General features: G+C 60.0%; 16 protein-coding genes. 9 read left to right on the plus strand and 7 right to left on the minus strand.

Annotation, left to right across the window (positions count from 1 at the left end; all coding sequences use genetic code 11):
- Positions 1-30 precede the first annotated feature (30 nt).
- Positions 31-1,161, plus strand: coding sequence for a DNA-processing protein DprA (gene dprA / locus LOC68_RS15635; protein WP_230220420.1), 1,131 nt, complete (start codon positions 31-33; stop codon positions 1,159-1,161).
- A 368-nt stretch (positions 1,162-1,529) separates the two neighbouring features.
- Positions 1,530-2,813 carry a hypothetical protein gene (locus tag LOC68_RS15640; RefSeq protein WP_230220422.1) on the plus strand — a complete coding sequence of 428 codons (1,284 nt, stop codon included), beginning with the start codon at positions 1,530-1,532 and terminating at the stop codon, positions 2,811-2,813.
- A 3-nt stretch (positions 2,814-2,816) separates the two neighbouring features.
- Here the strand turns inward: LOC68_RS15640 and LOC68_RS15645 are convergent, their stop codons facing one another.
- A complete protein-coding gene (locus LOC68_RS15645) occupies positions 2,817-3,362 on the minus strand; it encodes a hypothetical protein (RefSeq protein WP_230220424.1) in 546 nt (181 codons plus the stop codon).
- Positions 3,363-3,482: 120 nt separating this feature from the next.
- Positions 3,483-4,277 (minus strand): SDR family NAD(P)-dependent oxidoreductase, encoded by a 795-nt coding sequence (locus tag LOC68_RS15650; protein ID WP_230220426.1) that lies wholly within the window; start codon positions 4,275-4,277, stop codon positions 3,483-3,485.
- Between the two features lie 1,202 nt (positions 4,278-5,479).
- On the opposite strand from LOC68_RS15650, the gene LOC68_RS15655 reads away from it, so the two are divergent.
- The 5 genes from LOC68_RS15655 (at position 5,480) to LOC68_RS15675 (ending at position 9,305) form a co-directional block, all read left to right on the plus strand.
- Positions 5,480-7,039 carry a sigma-70 family RNA polymerase sigma factor gene (locus LOC68_RS15655; RefSeq protein ID WP_230220427.1) on the plus strand — a complete coding sequence of 520 codons (1,560 nt, stop codon included), beginning with the start codon at positions 5,480-5,482 and terminating at the stop codon, positions 7,037-7,039.
- A gap of 83 nt (positions 7,040-7,122) precedes the next feature.
- The gene (locus LOC68_RS15660) at positions 7,123-7,635 is read left to right on the plus strand and encodes a hypothetical protein (RefSeq protein ID WP_230220430.1); all 513 of its coding nucleotides are present in this window, start codon (positions 7,123-7,125) and stop codon (positions 7,633-7,635) included.
- Between the two features lie 18 nt (positions 7,636-7,653).
- The gene (locus tag LOC68_RS15665) at positions 7,654-8,490 is read left to right on the plus strand and encodes a class I SAM-dependent methyltransferase (protein ID WP_230220432.1); all 837 of its coding nucleotides are present in this window, start codon (positions 7,654-7,656) and stop codon (positions 8,488-8,490) included.
- 235 nt (positions 8,491-8,725) lie between these two features.
- A complete protein-coding gene (locus LOC68_RS15670; RefSeq protein ID WP_230220434.1) occupies positions 8,726-8,911 on the plus strand; it encodes a prepilin-type N-terminal cleavage/methylation domain-containing protein in 186 nt (61 codons plus the stop codon).
- A complete protein-coding gene (locus LOC68_RS15675; protein WP_230220435.1) occupies positions 8,901-9,305 on the plus strand; it encodes a hypothetical protein in 405 nt (134 codons plus the stop codon). The genes LOC68_RS15670 and LOC68_RS15675 overlap by 11 nt, the downstream gene beginning before the upstream one ends.
- 5 nt (positions 9,306-9,310) lie before the next feature.
- Here LOC68_RS15675 and LOC68_RS15680 read toward each other — a convergent pair whose 3' ends face one another.
- Entirely contained in the window at positions 9,311-12,865 is a 3,555-nt protein-coding gene (locus LOC68_RS15680) for a hypothetical protein (RefSeq protein ID WP_230220437.1), read from the minus strand.
- Positions 12,866-13,124: 259 nt separating this feature from the next.
- On the opposite strand from LOC68_RS15680, the gene LOC68_RS15685 reads away from it, so the two are divergent.
- Positions 13,125-14,048: a hypothetical protein gene (locus tag LOC68_RS15685; RefSeq protein ID WP_230220439.1), complete on the plus strand. Its 924-nt coding sequence runs from the start codon at positions 13,125-13,127 to the stop codon at positions 14,046-14,048.
- A 64-nt stretch (positions 14,049-14,112) separates the two neighbouring features.
- On the opposite strand, the gene LOC68_RS15690 is transcribed toward LOC68_RS15685, so the two are convergent.
- From LOC68_RS15690 to LOC68_RS15705, 4 genes are all read right to left on the minus strand, one after another.
- Positions 14,113-14,544 (minus strand): peptidylprolyl isomerase, encoded by a 432-nt coding sequence (locus LOC68_RS15690; protein ID WP_230220441.1) that lies wholly within the window; start codon positions 14,542-14,544, stop codon positions 14,113-14,115.
- A 255-nt stretch (positions 14,545-14,799) separates the two neighbouring features.
- Entirely contained in the window at positions 14,800-15,666 is an 867-nt protein-coding gene (locus LOC68_RS15695) for an HvfC/BufC N-terminal domain-containing protein (protein ID WP_230220443.1), read from the minus strand.
- Positions 15,663-16,580 (minus strand): MNIO family bufferin maturase, encoded by a 918-nt coding sequence (gene bufB / locus LOC68_RS15700; protein ID WP_230220445.1) that lies wholly within the window; start codon positions 16,578-16,580, stop codon positions 15,663-15,665. The genes LOC68_RS15695 and bufB overlap by 4 nt, the downstream gene beginning before the upstream one ends.
- A 69-nt stretch (positions 16,581-16,649) precedes the next feature.
- Entirely contained in the window at positions 16,650-17,102 is a 453-nt protein-coding gene (locus tag LOC68_RS15705) for a hypothetical protein (RefSeq protein ID WP_230220447.1), read from the minus strand.
- A gap of 291 nt (positions 17,103-17,393) precedes the next feature.
- On the opposite strand from LOC68_RS15705, the gene LOC68_RS15710 reads away from it, so the two are divergent.
- Entirely contained in the window at positions 17,394-17,687 is a 294-nt protein-coding gene (locus tag LOC68_RS15710) for a hypothetical protein (RefSeq protein WP_230220449.1), read from the plus strand.
- Positions 17,688-17,983 lie beyond the last annotated feature (296 nt).

Here is a 17,983-nt window from a genome sequence, read left to right on the forward strand (position 1 = left end):
AATACCCCTACGGGGAGCAGCGAGCCGGTGATGAGCGATCTCACAGACCGAATTGCAGACCCTTCGTTTCGCGCCAAGCTGCGTCTGGCGCTCGTATCGGGCGTCGGTCCGCGCACGTCCCAGGTCTTGCTCGAGCATTTTGGCACGCACGAGGCGATCCTGACCGCATCGCGCCACGAGCTGGAACGGGTCTCTGGCGTTGGCCCAAAGCTGAGCCAGAAGATCGCCACGGCCGGGGAAATCGACATCGATCGCGAGATCTCGCTCTGCGTCGATTTTGGCGTCGACATCATGACGCTCGACGACGAGCGTTATCCCCATCTGCTGACCGAGATCCCCGATCCACCGAGCATTCTCTTTCTGCGCGGCGAGTTGACGCCGGCCGACGCATTGTCGGTAGCGATCGTCGGAACGCGGCACGCGTCAAGCTATGGTCTGCAGCAAGCCGAGCGGTTCGGCTTTGAACTGGCGAAGGCCGGCTTTACGGTCGTCAGCGGCTTGGCTCGCGGGATCGACGCCGCAGCGCATCGCGGAACCCTTCGTGCCGGTGGTCGTACGATCGCGTATCTTGCGAGCGGACTGCGGAACATCTATCCGCCGGAACATGAAACGCTGGCCGATGAAGTGGCGGAGCAGGGGGCGCTGCTGAGCGAATCGCCGCCGCTGGCCAAACCACTGAGCGGCGCCTTTCCACAGCGGAATCGATTGATCACCGGAATGAGTCTGGGGGTGATCGTCGTGGAAGCGGCGCTGCGGAGCGGAGCGTTGATTTCGGCCCGCTGTGCGATGGAGCAGGGGAGGGAGGTCTTTGCGATTCCGGGTCGCATCGATAACGCCAACGCTCGCGGCTGTCATCGGTTGCTCAAAGATGGGGCGAAACTGGTCGAGTCGATTGACGACGTGCTGGACGAGCTTGGCCCGCTGACCCGACCGGCGAAAACCGAAGATGGCAAAACGATCCATCGCCCGATTGAATTGCAATTGAACGAGATGGAAACGGCGATCATGCAAGCGCTGGCCGACGGTCAGCCGGCCGATATGGACGCCGTCGTCAGTCGGAGCGGGCTACCGATCCAAAATGTCCTCTCCACCATTTGCGTCCTGGAGATGCGACGGCTGGTCCGTCGGTTGAGCGGCGTCAGCGTCCAGCGAGCGGTTTGAACGACTTGGGCGTTTCCCTGCCGGCGCGCGACGCTGTGTGACCCGGGGAGGCTGCGGCTTGGGAGTTTCGCTGATCGTGATCAGGAAGATGTACTGTTCAGGGTGCTTTTCTTTCATCCCCCCAATTTAGCCAAAGGGGGCGCCAACTAGCTGTCACTCGGCGGGGAACAACTCACCCTTTTTCGCCCGCTGGCGAGGAAAACGTTCGCCTGCGATGATTCAGGCTTTAACGGCTGTGACGATCACGCAGTTTTGTTTTGGGCCTGCGTCGACCGGTCCGCAGATCCCCGCAGGTTTGACGCAAGCGGCGGCCGATAAAACCAGAGATATTCCCCGTTTTTGATATGACCACCCGACTCGCCTGCCCTATGACCGACTCCGCCGCGATCCAAGAGGACTTCGCGACCTTCGTCGCGTGGGCGCTTGCGCAGTTAGGTGTCGACGTCGCCGATCAGGGAGACGGCTTCTATCTGGCGACTCCCTCCAATCCGCAGGCGACCTGGCCGCCGGCCGAGTTCCGCTACCGGATCGGCCCGCATGGGGAAGAAGCGACGGACGGCGCGGTGGTGATCAGCCCGGCCGGCACCTTCTGGCAAGAGATGCTTCGCCGACTGGAGCAACTCGATCCCGCTCCGCAGTCGGCCCCAGACGACGAACCGTCAGGAGTTGGCGCGTTGGCCGAAGCGATCTTCGCTCCGTACGTGATCGAAGGGGGAAAGTGCCAATTGGGCGGCTGCCGTCTGGAAGAACGTCCGTTGCTTCGGATGACGTCGATTCCGGCCGACGGCCTAACGGTGCGACATCAGTTCTTTTGGCGCACCGGCGAACAACTGAGCGGCGCAGAGATCGACGCGTTCGGGCTGAACCATTTATCGCGACGTTTGGCTTACACGCGCGACGCACGGGCCAATGTGCAGATCTTGCTTGAGCAATCGCACGACCGCGCGATGGCGGCGCAAGTTGGCGATCGGATGCTGGCGACGATCGTCTGGTGCAAATACGTGATCGGCAAGATCGACATCCTGATCGGCGACAGCGTGACCAGCTTGCCGTTCGAAGGCTGGGCGCGACACTTCGTTTCGGGCGATATCTCGCCGCCGCGATTCCACTGCGAAGCGACCGGCCGCATCAGCTATCACCTGGGGGTCACCGATAGCGGCGTGATCGCGCCGGTCGAGTCGATCGCCACGTGCGAGCTGACCGGCAAATGCGTGCTGGAGTCGGACCTCGAGACGTCGACCATCAGCGGCAAGCGGGGATGCAAGGACCAATTCGCCACGTGTCCCGTCAGCAACGATCGGTTGCTCACCACAGAACTGCAAACATGCAGCGGGTGCGGTCAGAAAGTATCGCCAAAGTCGCTCCGCGGCGGCGTTTGCCTGGTCTGCCGCAGCTTGCGATCGATCAGCAAAGACGATCCGACGATGGCTCGCATCCTCGACGTCTACCCCGAGCTCGACAAGTGGGGAAGCTGGCGGATGGCGGAATCGCATGACGCCTACGTCTTACGTGGCGGCGGCTGGTGGAATGAGATCCGCCTGACGCTCGATATGGCGACGCTGGAGCCGCGCCTGGCGGAAGAGCGAACCAAGGTGGTCGGTCGCTGGCGACCGTTTCCCGACGTCGAATGGCGACGCATCTTCGAGAAGTAGGCGTTAGCCCCGCTTGCTGCGAGTTCCCATCACCGCGGCGACGGCGACGATCGCCAAGCCGATGACTCCGACGCCAAAACCGCCGGCGGCGAACTTCAGCTGATTCGCGCGCACGATGTTGACCATTTCGGGGTGGGTTCGCAGGTCGCGAATCTTATCGAGATAGCCCTTCTCCGAAAACTCTTTCCACATGTCCAACGATTCGGAAGCAGGCAGCTTTTGGAATTCGCTGACGACGAGCTCTTTCGGCAGCGGTTCGACTTCGACCGCTTCCGGCACGTTCATCATGACGTACGAACCGTAGGCCAAGCCGATCAGCATGATCACGAAACCGACCGCGAAGAGCAGGCCGGCCGCGCGATTCCATTCTCCCCGCGAACCGGTCGATTGGCTGCGAGAGTCCTCTTCGTAGAGCGGCAAGGTTCGCATTTCGCGAAGAGGCGGAACTTCGACCGTGCGGCCGCTGGGGGTTTGAATCATTTCCCCAGCTTGGGTCGGAGTGACGACAACTTGCTCACCGTCATCGGTCGTAAGAAGGTATTTCAGCATAGATCGAGAGGACTAGCGACAAGAGGGAACCAAACGGGCTCGGTGGAAACCTCTATCTTAAATCGAAACTCGCGAGGGCGCCCCGCTCAAACGGCAGGTTTCCGGTTTTTCGCCGATTCTTTACCCCGGCGCAGCGGAACCGCGATTTCCCCACCACGGCAAGCTGATGCCGCCGTCGACCAGCAGGGTCGCCCCGGTCATGTAGCTGTTGGCCGGATCGCACAGATAGGCGATCGCTTCCCCCATTTCCTCCGGCGTTCCCAAGCGTCCCAGCGGAATTTTGGCGCCGCTGGTCTGCAAAGTTTCTTCCGACGCGAATTTCCGTTCGCCGGGCGTATCGGTCCAGCCAGGCTGGCAAATGTTGATCCGGATGCCGAACTCAGCGACCTCAATCGCGGCGGTTTTCGCCATGTGATCGAGCGCCGCTTTCGACATGTTGTAGGCCATCGCCCTGGGGGCCGGAATGAACGCGTGGGGGGAGCTGACGAAAGTGATCACGCCCCCATTTCCCTGCTTCAGCATCTGCTGCGTTGCGGCGTGCAGCAGGTGAAAGGCGCCCCACATCGTGACGTCGACCGTACGGCGAAAACCGTCCAAATCGGCCTCAAAATAGCGTTGCCGATCGCTGTAGGCGGCGTTGCTGACCGCCACGTCTAGGCTGCCAAACTTGGCGACCGCCTGCTCAACCATTCCCTGGACGGCCGCAAGGTCGGCGACATCCCCTTGGACGGCGATCGCCTGGCCACCCAGTTTTTCGATGGTTTCGACGACTTCGGCCGCTTTTTCGGGCTGCGAGCGGTAATTTACGGCGACGTTGGCGCCTCGTTTGGCGAGCGAAATCGCTGCGGCGCGACCGATTCCGATGCTGGCTCCGGTGACAAGGGCGGTCTTTCCAGCCAGATTCTGCGAATTCATCCGTTGCAACTCCCGAAGGTCGAGGAATAGGAGGGGGGCGTTTATGCTATCGAGCCCGATTGCGGGAAACAACCAGCACTAGAGCCGGCGGAAGAGCCGATGAGATAGCGCGAAATATCAACTGGAATGTTGAACATTTTCGTCGAGTTGAGAAAACGCCACGCCTAGGCAATTTAGGCAATTTTATGGGGAATGGAAATCGGGACGAACCGCAGGAGGAAATCCAAACTAAACTCTAGACCGAGCGGTGCCCCTAGTTAAAATTTAAAGACTGCAAATTTGGACAGAAGAGGCCAAGCAATCGCAAACTAATCCCGTTTCGCACCCTTAGCGACATCTTACCGCCGCGGCGATGGATTGAGGAAGACGCTCAAATCCGAAGATGGAAAACCCAAGGGTCGCTAAATCGGTAGGCGAAGGGAGTTGCGGATTCGCTTTCGGTTCACCGCAGTAGTATCGCGTCTTCCAGAGTCGTCGCATCGTTCCAATTTGGCAACAGAAATGTCTTTCGTTGTCAATCACCCCATAAATGGCGGGCAATGCGCGTTCCACGCGAGGAAAACTCGTGGAAACCGGACAATACGTTTGATTAGAATAGTTAGCATAACCGATTCCTTAATATCCGCGATGTGTATTCGGGATATCGGCTAAGCAGATGACAGAAGTGCAAGCTTGCCACCAGGTCAGAGTGACTGAGAGGTCTCAATGACTGGCAAGTTTGAGGCGATTAGGCAATGTCTGATTGGGCATCGATGAAGCGGAACAAGCGGTTCCACTTGGCGATGTCAAATTAGATGGGCAGGATGCCGTCGCAAGACTCAAGAGTTGGCGGACGTAGCACGTAGGAAAAATACGGCGTCTTGGGAAAGCGGCGCAGTTGCGACATATGGATCGAGGTCGTAACGCGTTTATGTCTAATCTTTTACCAAATGTCCACGGACGGCGATGCGTTACTAGTTCGGTGGTAGACTTGCTTGGTTTGATGCCAAGCCGCCGCGAAAAAACAACAAGAGAAGCACTAAGACGACAGACCCTTTTCCCCGCCTCATCGTAAGGTAGATCGCAGTTCCCGCATGCAACGCTAAGAAAGCGTTACCCTCGGCGCCGGTCGCGATCAAACAGGTGGATTGAAGCTCGAACGTTCTTAGCCGCTTCCTTGACCAGGAAATCCCAACTCACGTTTTGGCGAGTGAAGGAGTGCAATGTTGTACGACGCCCTGATTGATGATTTTGAAGACGATGACGCTCGCGTCCGCAGCCCCCGCGATTTCGACGCTTCGGTCGAAGTGTTGGATGGGGACAGCGATGACGGCCCCATGCTGGACATCGACAACGATAACGATGACAGCATCGAGGATTCGTCCGACGAATTTCTCGGCGATGACGGCGAAACCTGGTCGGACGACCCGGTTCGTATGTACCTGACGCAGATGGGCGAAATCCCGCTGCTGACCCGTCAGGAAGAAATCTTCCTGGCTCGCAAGATCGAGCTGACTCGCGCCAAGTTCCGCGGCATGCTGCTGGAATGCGATTACGTCATTCAAGACGCGATCAAAGTCCTGCGTCGCGTTCAGGACGGCGAACTGCCGTTCGATCGCACCGTGCAGGTCTCGGTGACCGATCGCTTGGAAAAAGAGCAGATCCTCGGCCGTTTGCCCCACAATCTGAAAACGCTCGAAACGCTGCTGAAGCGCAACTATCGCGATTATCGCATCGCCACCAGCAAGTCGCGCAGCGAAGCGCAACGTGCGGAAGCGTGGGTTCGCCTTGGTCGTCGCCGCCGCCGCGCCGTGAAACTGGTCGAAGAGCTAGGTCTACGCACCCAGCGCATCGAATCGAAGATCGGCACGCTCGAAGATTTCTCGAAGCGCATTGACGATCTCAAAGTTCGCATCGACGAACACAAGAAGGCGAAAGGTCACGAAGCTGATCGGGCCGACTGGGTCGCCGAATATCGCAACATCCTGGTCGCTACCCAGGAAACGCCGACCAGCCTGCGTCGTCGCGTCAACCAGCTGAAGGTGATCTACTCCGAATATCAGCAAGCCAAGCGTGAGCTGTCGGAAGGGAACTTGCGTTTGGTGGTCTCGATCGCCAAGAAGTATCGCAACCGCGGTCTCAGCTTCCTCGACCTGATCCAGGAAGGGAACGCCGGCCTGATGCGTGCGGTCGACAAGTTCGAGTATCGCCGCGGCTTCAAGTTCTGCACCTACGCCACGTGGTGGATTCGCCAGGCGATCACCCGCGCCGTAGCCGATCAGAGCCGCACGATCCGCATCCCGGTTCACATGGTCGAAACGATGTCGCGCGTTCGCAACGTCGCTCGCCAGCTGCTCCAGGAAAAGGGTCGCGAACCTACGCTGGAAGAAACGGCCCGTCGCGCCGGCACCACCGTCGAAGAAGCGCGTCGCGTATTGGCGATGAGCCGCTATCCGATCTCGCTCGATCGTCCGGTCGGCAACAGCGAAGATAGCCAGTTCGGCGATCTGCTTCCCGATGGCGAAGCCGAAAGCCCGGCGATCGGCGCCGCGCAGGAAATGCTGCGGACCCGCATCAGCCGCGTGCTGAAGACCCTCAGCTACCGCGAACGTGAGATCATCAAACTCCGTTACGGTCTGGGCGACGGCTACAGCTACACGCTGGAAGAAGTGGGCCACATTTTCAAGGTGACCCGCGAACGTATCCGCCAGATCGAAGCGAAGGCGGTTCGCAAGCTCCAGCAGCCGAGCCGCAGCCAAGAGCTGGTCGGTTTCCTCGACTAAGCTTTTCGCGAAACTGCGAAACGACAATCGATAAGCCGACGCTCGCGACTTCCGCACGTCGGCTTTTTTTATGGAACCAACGCATGTCGACAGGCGAGCCTTCCAATCCGTTCCGCTCGCCTGACGACGGCGGCTCGTCCGACGTCGTCTCGGCGACTCCGCCGTCGGTAGCGCTCGTCTATCTCTTCTCGGCGCTGCTCGCTCTATTTCAATTGTGCGTCGCCGTGGCGCTTGCCTTTCAGTCGCACGACCGCACCCAGGCGCTCATGCTGTTCCCTTACTTGCCGCTGCTGTTGGCGGTAGGACTCTGGTTCGGCGGACGCGCCGTCTGGGCGACCGCTCGCTATTACCTGGCGTTCGCCACCGCTTCGTCGGCCCTGTTTGCGGTCGCTTCGCTCGCGGTGGGGCATCCTTGGCCTTCGGCGTACGCCGGCGTCAACACGATCCTCTGCGCGCTCCTCTATTGGGAGCTTGGCCGTTCGGCCGCGCGGGCCTATTTTGGTTTTATCTGTCCGCGGTGCGGCGCTGATCGCCCGCGTGGAATCGACATCCTGCAAATCGAAGTCCGCTGCCGTCAGTGCGACTATCGCTGGTAACGCTGAGGAATCGCTCCCTTGTCGACTGACGACAATCCTTCGGAATCGCACGGCCAAGCCCTCGATCACAATCGCGCCGCGTGGGATCGCAAAGTCCATCAACGTGATCGCTTCGCGCGCCCGGCGAAAGACGAAGACTTTCGTGATCCGCTCACCCTGGTCGATCGCTGGGGATGGCTCGGCGGCAGCGTCGTCGGCAAGCGGATCTTGTGTCTCGGCGCCGGCGGCGGTCGCCAAGGACCGCTGTACGCCGCGGCAGGGGCGATCGTCACGGTGGTCGACATCAGCCCGGCTCAGCTCGAGCTCGATCGTCAGGTCGCCGCCGAGCGACGTCTGACGCTCACCACCGTCGAAGCGTCGATGGACGATCTCTCGATGCTCGGCACGGCTGACTTCGACGTGGTGATCCATCCGGTCAGCACCTGCTATGTTCCCGATCTCCGTCCGGTCTACGCCGAAGTTTCGCGACTGCTTACCGACGGCGGCACGTACATCAGTCAACACAAAACGCCGACCAGCCTGCAGACCGACATCCGCCGCAGCGCCGGCGGCTACGAACTGATCGAGCCCTACTATCGCCGCGGTCCGCTGCCGCCGGTCGCTGGAAGTCGCCATCGCGAGGAAGGGACGCTCGAGTATCTCCATCGCTGGGAAGAGCTGATCGGGCTGATGTGCCGTAGCGGCTTTGTCATCGAAGATCTGGTCGAGCCGCTGCACGCCAAGGACGACGCCGAGGCAGATTCGTTCGCCGATCGCAGCCGCTACGTCGCTCCCTATGTGCGGATCAAAGCACGCCGCGTTGGGCAGAATGCCAAGCAGGAAAGCCGTGGGGCGATCTGGTTGCCTGGAAGCTAACCTTCTCCGCAAATAGGCTCCTTCTACGGGGCGGGATCCCTCTGTCGTTTTTTTCGCCGGACCTGTCGCGCTAACCGACAGGCCCGCCAGACGACGCCGGCCATGGTCTCTTCCGAAAGCGAAAATCCGCAGGAATTGCGCTGAAAAACTCTTCATGCGCCCGCATTATCCATTGGCGCAGAAAGTGCGTTTAAATCGCACTTTCATCGGAACAGGCAACGAGGAAACAACGGAAGTGCAACTGCGTCGTGGCGTTACCCTGGTGGAGTTACTGGTCGTGATCCTGACCGGCAAAGGGCTCGACGATTGGGTTAATCGCAACATCAGCACCGCCAGCTACAACCTGGTCGGCAGCGGCACGCCGACGCTGATGTACCTGGTGACGCGCGACAGCGGCGAGGTGATCTCTGATGGGCAATAGCGTAAGCGGATTCGTCGCCGTCCTGGTCGCGACGGCGGCTCTCAACGGTGGTTGCAATAAAGCTGTACCGACGGAAACGCTCGTCTCCGGCGTCGTGCGCTTCCGGAAAAAGCCGGCTGACGGCGTCTACGTGCTTCTGCACAAAGATCGCAACCCTGACGCGGCGGCCGATGCGACAGCGCGGACCGGCAAAGACGGGACGTTCGTCGTCAGCGTCTCGGAGCCCGGCGCCTACGCGGTAACCGTCTTCTGGCCGACAACGACGAACGTCGACGGTTCGGTCGAAGAGGGAGCGGATCGTTTCAACTATCGCTATCGCGATCCACAACAACCGCTCGCCGAAATCGACGTGCACGAGGGCTCCAACCAGTTGGAACCGCTCGAAGTGAAATAGTCGGCTTAGCGATTGAACAGCTTATCCAAGCCGCGGTTCAGACCTTTTTCGATCAGATCTTGCGCCGCGCCGCCGATCGCTTGGCCGGCGATCCCTTCGATCGCACGAGCGTCCAGCTTCGGGCTCTCCAGCGTTCCGCTGATCGGCACTTCCAGCGTCTTGCCGCGGAGCGACGCCAACGCAGGATTGCTTTGGATCCACGCCTCTTGCACCGGGATCTTGGCGAGCATCTGAATCGACTGGTCGACGCCAACCGATCCCTGGCTGATGATCTGCACCGAGTCGATCTGCATCGTCAGATTCTGGTGATAGACGCGACCGCCGGCCATTTGCACCGGAACTTGCTGCTCCGGCATTCGCATCAGGACGGTTTCGTTCGGGTTCGTTTGACCAGGAATCTGCTTCTTGACGATCGCTTGAATCTGCTTGGCCAGCACCACGTATTGATACGCGAGCGGGCCAGGGCGAACTTCGGCGCCGTGAATGGTCAACGTTCCGACCGCTTCACCACCCATCGGATTGAGGACCGGGAAATCGGCTTGCTGCACGTCGAGCGAGAAGCGACCTTCCGCGCGAGTCGAATCGGCCAACAGCGGCGCCGCGTATTTCATCCAACCTTGGCACATCTCCGGCGTGATCGCCAGGTTCTCGACCAACCGGCCTTGCGGCAATTGCAACAGCGGCGGATTGGTCAGCAGCGTCACTCGCGGCTGCGCGTTCACTTTGCCGCCGCTAACATCGATGCGGAGCGGATCAAACCCGATGATTCCCTGGTTCAAGTTCGCTTTGATGTTGGTGGCGCCGATCGGTACGCCGTAGAGCGTCGCTTGTTGCCACGCGATCGACCCGGCGGCGGTCAACTGCGGCGAGAGCCACGCGAACGGCGCGGTCGATTGCGTTTCGGGCGCCGTCAAAGGACCGGCGATTTGAAACGGCGATTGCTGCTTTCCGGTCAGTTTCACTTCTTTACCGGCGAAGGACGCGATCACCGGAGCGAGCAGGTCCCAGTCGTAGTTCGCGTTGCCTTGCAAGTTGGCGATCGGCGCGGTCGACCATTGCTCCACCTTGCCGGCGGCGGCGACTTGCACGGCGCTGGTCGTCAGCTGCATTGTTTCGATCGTCGCGGTATCGGCGGCGTCGATCTGGCCGTTCAGTTCAAATCCAACGCTCGGTTCCCGCCAGACGACGTCATACTGCGAACCGCCGGCGACATTGTTCGCCATGCTGACCTGCGTCATCTGCGGCGCTGCGACGCGCGACAGGGCGCCGAGCTGGAAGTTCTTGATCTCGCCGACGATCCGCGCGGTCGCGCCGCCGGTCTCTTGCGTGAAGTTCAAACTGCCGGCCAGTTCGCCGGCCGGTAGAAACGGAGGCTGCGCGCCCCAACGCTTCCACTGCATCGTCCGATTGAGATCCAAGCGGTAGGCGATGCTACCGACCGCCGACCCTTTATGCGTTGCGGTGGCGGGCAAGTAGTTGACTTGCTTGCCACGGGCGGAAATCGTCGTACCAACCATCGTGAAGCCGGGAGACTGAATCCGGCCATCTTCCAGACCGTAGGTCAGATCTCCTTCCACTTCGAGGTTCGGCTCAAAGACGTTCAACGTCTGCGAGGTGACCGACAGGTTGCTGAGCGAGGCGCGAATGCCCGACACGGTCACTTGTTGCTCGGTCATCACCACGCCGGCCGTCGCCGCGGTCGTGCCGTCGAGTCGCAACTCGCCGAGATTCATCAGCCCCGCCAGGCGATTCTGCCAATGGCCAAGCGACCCGTTAAGCTGTAACTTCAACTGCTTCGGCTCGACGCCGCCCAATATTATCGGCGCAGCCGTTTCGAGCATCAAAAGATCGTTGCCGGCGATCCAGCTGAACGATCCGGTCTCGACCACCGAGTTGTCTCGAATCATCGCGTTGAATTTGATTTCGGCTGCGGCGTCGTTCCAGATGTCGACGCCATCGCGAATCGCTCGCATGTTGGCGCCACGGAACGAACCAGCCAGCGATGCGACGTTGGCGTTTTGCCGTTGAATTTGAACCATGCCATCGGCGGCGCCAGAGAGGTCAACGCCCAAATTGACGAACTGCGCCAGTTCGGCCGACAGCTTCGCCAGGTCGATCGTCGCATGAATCTGGGCGCCGTTGGCGTCACCGGTTCCGTCGGCGACCAGGAAGCTGGAGTTCGCCGCCGCATGCTGCAGTTGCAAGCCGGACGGAGTTTGCGCCAGCGTCGCATTGACCGAGAGAGGATCGCGCCACGTCACTTCCTGTCCCGAGACGATCGCTCCGACGTCGCTGACGTTGCCGACTGCGGAAATCAGCCCCGGCTGCTGCGGATCATGCGCCAGCTGAAAGACGGCTTGGCCTGACTTAATGACGGCGTCGTCGCGCAGTCGCATCAAATGCGGCAAGCGAGCCGCCAGCTTTTCGAGATCGACCGTTCCGCCCAGTCGCCACGCTTGTTCGCTGGCGGCGATCGGCACGGCCGTAAAGTCAGTCAGTTGCGAGATCGGCACGTCGCCGTCGGCGACGAAGTTGGCGCCAAAGTCGGTCGTCACCGCGACTTGCTCAGCCCGCAGACGACCAGCGCCATGCAGCATCTTGCCGTGAAAGGCGATCTGCCCGCCGCTGACCGGTTCGGTTCCCAGAACGGCCGGCCAGACGATTCCGCCGATGATCGCCTGCATGTCGCCGGAGATCGAGTTTCCTTCGGCCGTTTGCGCCAGGCGCAACTTGCCGTCTAGTTTTCCTTGCGTGCGCAGCTGCGTCTCGAAACGAGTCGCAATCGGCTGCACCAAGCCAAGCGGCACATTCGTGGCGATCACGTCGACCACCGCTTCGCTGCCGGTCAGGTTCCCTTGCGCTTGCAGTTGGCCCGTTTGTTCCGCTTGTTTAACGGCGGTTTGCAGCGTGAAGTTCTGGGCGAGTCCTCCTTCGGCGGTGGTGGCCGAATTGAAATCGAGCGCACAGTCGTCGAGCGACCACTTGTCGGTGGAGGTCGTTTCGCGAATTTGAATCGTTCCTTCGCGAATCGTCATGTTCATCTTCGGCAGCGTCAGCGGCGTATCGGCCGCGGCGACTTCTTCGACGGTCTCGTAGGCGTCGGGCGGAAAGAGAATCGCTTCCAAGTTGCTCGTGCCAGGCGAGACGACGATGTCGGCCGTCGGACGCGTGATTTCGACGACGCCGAGATCTTTCTGATTCCAGATCAAGCTCAAGAGCGACTTGCTGGTCTTCAGTTCTTCGACCGTCGCGACGACGTTCCCATCCATGTCGGAGAGGGTAACGTTGCGGATCGTCGTCGCCGACATCCAACCGAGCGAAGCGCTGCCGACCGAGGCCTTGCCATTGATCCCGCTGGTGGCGCTCGAAACGGCGAGCCCCAGCAGCGGCGTCATCGCCACGATGCTGGGTAATAGATAAAGACCGGCCAGCACCAGTATCAGCGCGATCCAGCGCCAGCTGCCGCCACTGCTTTTGCGGCTTTTTCTTCGTCGCGACTTGGACGGACGATCGTCGTCGTCCTCGTAGTCTCTTTCGCGCGATTTTCGGTTCAGCGCCATGACTTGCGTCCTGCCAGATGAATCCATCAATAAAAAAATATCTAGGCGCTGGAACTTCTACCGAAATCCCCCCAAAGACGCCATAGCAAGCGGCGAGTGCTAGCAGCCGAAGTTTTTTACCGCCGTCTGCAGGAAATCGCTGAAGATTCGCCGCCCGTTTACCGGGGTTGGGTTTGACAGCCGCTGCCGAATTCTCTATTTACCTCCTCTCGCAGTCGGCGTGCGCCGGCATTTTGTTCTCCCCCGAACAAGCAAACACGTGATTCGACTTCGCCTGCTAACTCCGCTCTTCGGCCTGTTGTGTGCACTGGTTCTTTCCGGTTGCCGCAGCGATCCGAATATGGAACTGCTGGAGCGCGACCTGCGCTACCTGGAGGACAAGGTCTACTCACTGCAGGACGTGGTCGAACAAAAGAACGCCGAGATCAACTCGGTCCGCCGCGAAAACGAAACGCTTCGCAAGCGACTTGGCTTGCCTGACCTGGAAGACGACTTCCAGTCGTTTAACGACCTGCCCGAGACGCCGGAGATGCTCGCGACCCGTTTGAAACCGGTGACCGGTTCGCCGGCGCTGCAAGCGCCGACGATCGACCTGGGCATGGCTCTTTCTCCTGAAGAGGCCGAAGTGGTCGATCGCCATGTGACTGCGATTCATATCAATCCCCGTCTGACCGGCGGCTACGACTTTGACAAGAAGCCTGGCGATGAAGGCGTAATGGTCGTCATCGAGCCGCGCAATCGCAACGGTCAATACGTCGACGAAACCGGACAGCTGTCGATCGTCCTGCTCGATCCGCAGAAGGAAGGGAAAGAGGCGTACGTCGCTCGCTGGGATTTTGAAGCGTACGAAGCGCAAGAGAAGATGAAGCGCTCGCTGCTAGGGAAGGGGATTCATATGCAATTGCCCTGGCCCGGCGGCTATCCCGAACATGAAACGCTCGTCTTGTTCGTCCGCTACGAAACGCCGGATGGACGGAAGATCGAGCAGAAGAAAGAGATCCGCATCGAATTGCCGGCGAAAGTTTCGTCTCGCTGGACGCCGGCGATGCAAGAGTTGCAGCCGCGAATGTCGCACGCACCGCGAATTGGCGTGCCGTCCACAGTAGATCTCTCTCCGCCGCCAGAAGCGGCGACTCCGGCCGCTCGCACGGCGACGGCGCCCGAGTGGAAGCCGTATCGCTAAATCGATCGACAAAGCGCGACGGGGAGTCTCCTCCCGCATCGCGCCGCGTTTCGATTGGTAGTTGTTAGGCGTCCGCGACGGTCACTTTGACCATCTTGTCGCCCTGCTTGATCGAGTCGACCACGTCCTGACCTTCGATCACTTTGCCGAAGACGGAGTGCTTGCCGTCGAGCCATTCGGTCTTCACATGGGTGATGAAGAACTGCGAGCCGTTGGTGTTCGGACCCGAGTTCGCCATCGACAACACGCCGGGACCGACGTGCTTCAAGTCGGGGTGGAATTCGTCTTCAAACTTGTAACCGGGACCGCCGGTGCCGGTACCGTGCGGGCAACCGGTCTGGATCATGAAGTCGGGGATGACGCGATGGAACTTCAGGCCATCGTAGAAGCCGTCTTTGGCCAGCTTCTCGAAGTTGGCGACCGTCTTCGGCGCCTTGTCATCATGCAACTGAATCTTGATCGTACCTTTGTCGGTCTCGATGGTTGCGACCTTCATCGCATCTCCTCTTTGCGCTAAATGAGGCGGGGTGCAGATTTGCAATCCCCTATTTTATCGCTTTAGCGTCCCCCGCGTAACCGGTCGATGACGGCGAGACCGCTTCACAAGCGACGAAAGCGGCGGCAAATGTCTAATGACTAATCACTAATGTCTAATGCCAAGAAGCGCCTTCTCCATCCTTTTAGACATTAGTCATTAGACATTCGTCATTTACCAGCGGCCGCATTCCCTCGCTTGCGCTGCGGGCTAGTGTTACGGCTTAACCAGTTGCACGAAGAAACCCTCGCGGGCGAAGCGGCGGAACCAATCGGGCAATTGGCGGGCAAGCGCATCCAAATCGGCCGCTTGTTCGGCCGCTTGCTCAATCGCGTCGCCGACCGACTCACCGGTCATCAGCGAGTGAAGCAGCAGGAACTCTCCCTGCTCCAGCGGAACCCTCCGCACGATGTAGTCGCGCCGCGACAGCGCCAGCCAGGTCGGTTCGGCCGGCGGAATGGTGAGCGTTTGGCCAGAACGAAACTGCGTGAAGTAATCGTTCACCGGAAAACGGTACGCATGCAAGTTCAAACATGGCGCCGCGATCAACTTGCAATCGGGCCACTGGTCAGGCGACACCTGGGCGAGATCCTCCGGCGAGATCACGCCGCTCTGCTCCACGCCTGGACCGTCGAACGTTTGCGCTACGCTCCATTCAAACGACGCGAGATCAATCAGAAAGTCGGCCCAGCCAGGTTCGCCGCCGTCGCTCGTTGGGCGGGTCGCTTCCAGGTGTTCGACAAACTGATCGGCGAGTCGCGACAAGGTGTAGCTGGTCGAAGGACGCTTGTCCAAGTAGTCGAGCGCGAACCCATCGAACAACTCTTGCCCGAGCGTTTCGCAAAGAGCCGGAAACTGCTCGCGCATGCACTCGACAAGCCGCGCGAAGTAGGCGTTGCCGTAAACCTGCAAACGCTGCAGACTCGTCCGCTTTTCGCTCCGCTCGATCACTTGCTCGACCTGGTCGCTCGCCACGTCGATCCATTGCCGCGATGCGTCGATGCCGGCCGAGACTCCGCCGGGGCAAGAGATCACGCTTTGCATCCAGCGCTGTAGCTTCGCAAGTTGCGCAGGCTCGCTCATTCGATCTCCGGCGCAACAAAGTGAAGGGGATGGGGCGCGTGAACTTCGCCGCTTGGCGTTTCGGTCGACGTCGGCAGTTCGCCTAACTGCGAGGTGATGTGGTCGCGGGCCTTCAGCACTTCGGCATGCAGGACGTCGAACGGCGGAATGTTGGCGTCCCATTCCAAGAGCGTCGACGCTCCGCCGGTCAGCTCGTACGCCAACCGATAGAGCTGCCAGACCGGATCGATCACCGCGGCGTCGTGCGTGTCGATGCAGTAGTCGCCCATGTTGGTGTGGCCCGCCAGATGAAACTGCACGACCCGCTCGTGAGGAACGCCGCGCACGTATCCGGCCGGATCAAAGTCATGATTGACGCCGGAGACGTAGACGTTGTTCACATCAAGCAGCAGTCCGCAGTCCGCTTCCTCCGACATCGCCGTCAGAAACTCCCACTCGGTCATCGTCGACGCGGCGAAGGTGACGTACGAACTGGGATCTTCCAGCACGAGCGGACGTTCGAGAAACTCCTGCACCGTTTTGATGCGCGCGACGACATGTGCGAGCGACTCTTCGTTGTACGGAATCGGAAGCAAGTCGTGCGAGTTGCGGCCTGCGACTCCGGTCCAGCAAAGATGATCGGAGATCCAGCGAGCGTTGATCTCGTTGGCTAAACGTTTCAGCTTCGCCAGGTAAGCGAAGTCGAGCGGATCGGTGCTGCCGATCGACATCGAAACGCCGTGCATCACGATCGGGTAACGTTCTGCGATTTGGTCGAGGACATAGCGCGGACGCCCTTGCGTGTCGATGTAGTTCTCCGAGATGATCTCGAACCAATCGACGGCCGGCCATTGCTGCAGAATGTGGCCGAAGTGGGCGGCGCGAAGTCCGACCCCCAGTCCCAAGTTTTGATGGCCCAGCCGCGCGGCGGTCATGACGTTCTCATCATGTGCGCTAGCCGGCGCGGAACGATCGCCGCGCCGGACGTGAATCGAGAAGACGAATTACAGCATCGGGGCCGGGGCCGGTTTGGCCTCTTTGCCCGCTTCTTTCATCTTGGCTTCGAACTTTTCGCGAGCTTCGTCCCAGGCGCCTTCCATCAGCGGAATGGCGCAACCGCCTTTCCCTTTGCACTCGTTCAAGCCGACTTCCTTGCCGCAGCCCCCTTGCCCTTTGCATTCGTTATGGCCGCCGCAGGCATGCGCCGCGAGGGACGAACAAGCGCCGGCCCCGGCGCAATCATTGTCGCCCCCTTTTCCTTTCCCCTTGCACTCATTCAAACCGCGGCACAGGTGAAACTCGGCGGCAGCTGCACCGCCGCTCCCCGTATCAGCGACATCCGGCTTACCGCTTTCGCCGCAACCGAGCGAGACGCCCCCGATCATTCCGCCCAAAGCGGCGGCCGAGAGACGGTTGAAGTCGCGACGATCGAGATTTCGTTTGTCGTTGGTGCTCATGTTACGTGTCCTGATGGGAGGTGGAGATTGGGGCGATCTACGTCTGACCTACCCTAACGGCGGCCATGCTCGCAGTCTACCGAGGACCGCTGCGAACCGACGGTGGAGGCGCGTACAAAGTTTCGGTTAAGTTCGGGCGATTCCGCGGCGGTTCGGGAAGGATTGTGTGTCCCTCTCTGCGTGGTTCTCTTCTAATGGGGGTTCGGCGAATGAACTCTCCCTTCTTCGCGTAAGGTTACCAGCTTTCCAGGCCGCATGGGGCCTGTCCGGGCTCGTTTCAGGGCAGTTCCGATGAACTCATCACCACCACAATCGCCAACCGATTCGACGCTGAGGTATATCTATAACCTCTTTACGGATCTCTTCTTCGGGCCGAATTTCCGCTGGAAAGACAACCTGCTGCAGGGGATTATCGTCGCCACGTTCTTCGCGATGGGGGCCAGCTACGGCTTGCTGATCGCCGAAGACAAGTACATGGGCTTCCTGATCGGCAGCCTGATCGGGATCGTTTCCGGGGCATTGGGAAGCGGGTTCTCGCTGATGATCTTCCGTGGACTCCGGCACATGCTGGGTCGTCACGATTAAAAAGTGAATTTTTCTTCGCGAAGTTGGAGTTCTAAAGTCGCCGGAAAGCGCTTCTGCCGGTGGTGCGTGAGTTTGGACGCCGATAACCGGGGCTTGCCAGTCGACTGTTGCCCACAACCTCCGGTTTCCCCATCTTTTGGACGTTTGCAACGGCCGCCCCTTACGCCCGTTGTGGAGCAGTTTTAAGGGAAGTATAATCGCCTTCTTCTTATACCGGTTTCGTGCACGATCAGCGAAACCAGCGACGGATCAAAACAAGCGACGGACCCGCTGACTCAAGCTTCCCCAAGCGGAGA

The sequence above is a fragment of the Blastopirellula sediminis genome (assembly GCF_020966755.1).
Lineage (GTDB): Bacteria > Planctomycetota > Planctomycetia > Pirellulales > Pirellulaceae > Blastopirellula > Blastopirellula sediminis.

Bases quoted from the DNA above. Each gene is read 5' to 3' on its own strand.
- dprA (WP_230220420.1), top strand. From the start codon at position 31: ATGAGCGATCTCACAGACCGAATTGCAGACCCTTCGTTTCGCGCCAAG.
- LOC68_RS15640 (WP_230220422.1), top strand. From the start codon at position 1,530: ATGACCGACTCCGCCGCGATCCAAGAGGACTTCGCGACCTTCGTCGCG.
- LOC68_RS15645 (WP_230220424.1), bottom strand. From the start codon at position 3,362: ATGCTGAAATACCTTCTTACGACCGATGACGGTGAGCAAGTTGTCGTC.
- LOC68_RS15650 (WP_230220426.1), bottom strand. From the start codon at position 4,277: ATGAATTCGCAGAATCTGGCTGGAAAGACCGCCCTTGTCACCGGAGCC.
- LOC68_RS15655 (WP_230220427.1), top strand. From the start codon at position 5,480: ATGTTGTACGACGCCCTGATTGATGATTTTGAAGACGATGACGCTCGC.
- LOC68_RS15660 (WP_230220430.1), top strand. From the start codon at position 7,123: ATGTCGACAGGCGAGCCTTCCAATCCGTTCCGCTCGCCTGACGACGGC.
- LOC68_RS15675 (WP_230220435.1), top strand. From the start codon at position 8,901: ATGGGCAATAGCGTAAGCGGATTCGTCGCCGTCCTGGTCGCGACGGCG.
- LOC68_RS15680 (WP_230220437.1), bottom strand. From the start codon at position 12,865: ATGGCGCTGAACCGAAAATCGCGCGAAAGAGACTACGAGGACGACGAC.
- LOC68_RS15690 (WP_230220441.1), bottom strand. From the start codon at position 14,544: ATGAAGGTCGCAACCATCGAGACCGACAAAGGTACGATCAAGATTCAG.
- LOC68_RS15695 (WP_230220443.1), bottom strand. From the start codon at position 15,666: ATGAGCGAGCCTGCGCAACTTGCGAAGCTACAGCGCTGGATGCAAAGC.
- bufB (WP_230220445.1), bottom strand. From the start codon at position 16,580: ATGACCGCCGCGCGGCTGGGCCATCAAAACTTGGGACTGGGGGTCGGA.
- LOC68_RS15705 (WP_230220447.1), bottom strand. From the start codon at position 17,102: ATGAGCACCAACGACAAACGAAATCTCGATCGTCGCGACTTCAACCGT.
- LOC68_RS15710 (WP_230220449.1), top strand. From the start codon at position 17,394: ATGAACTCATCACCACCACAATCGCCAACCGATTCGACGCTGAGGTAT.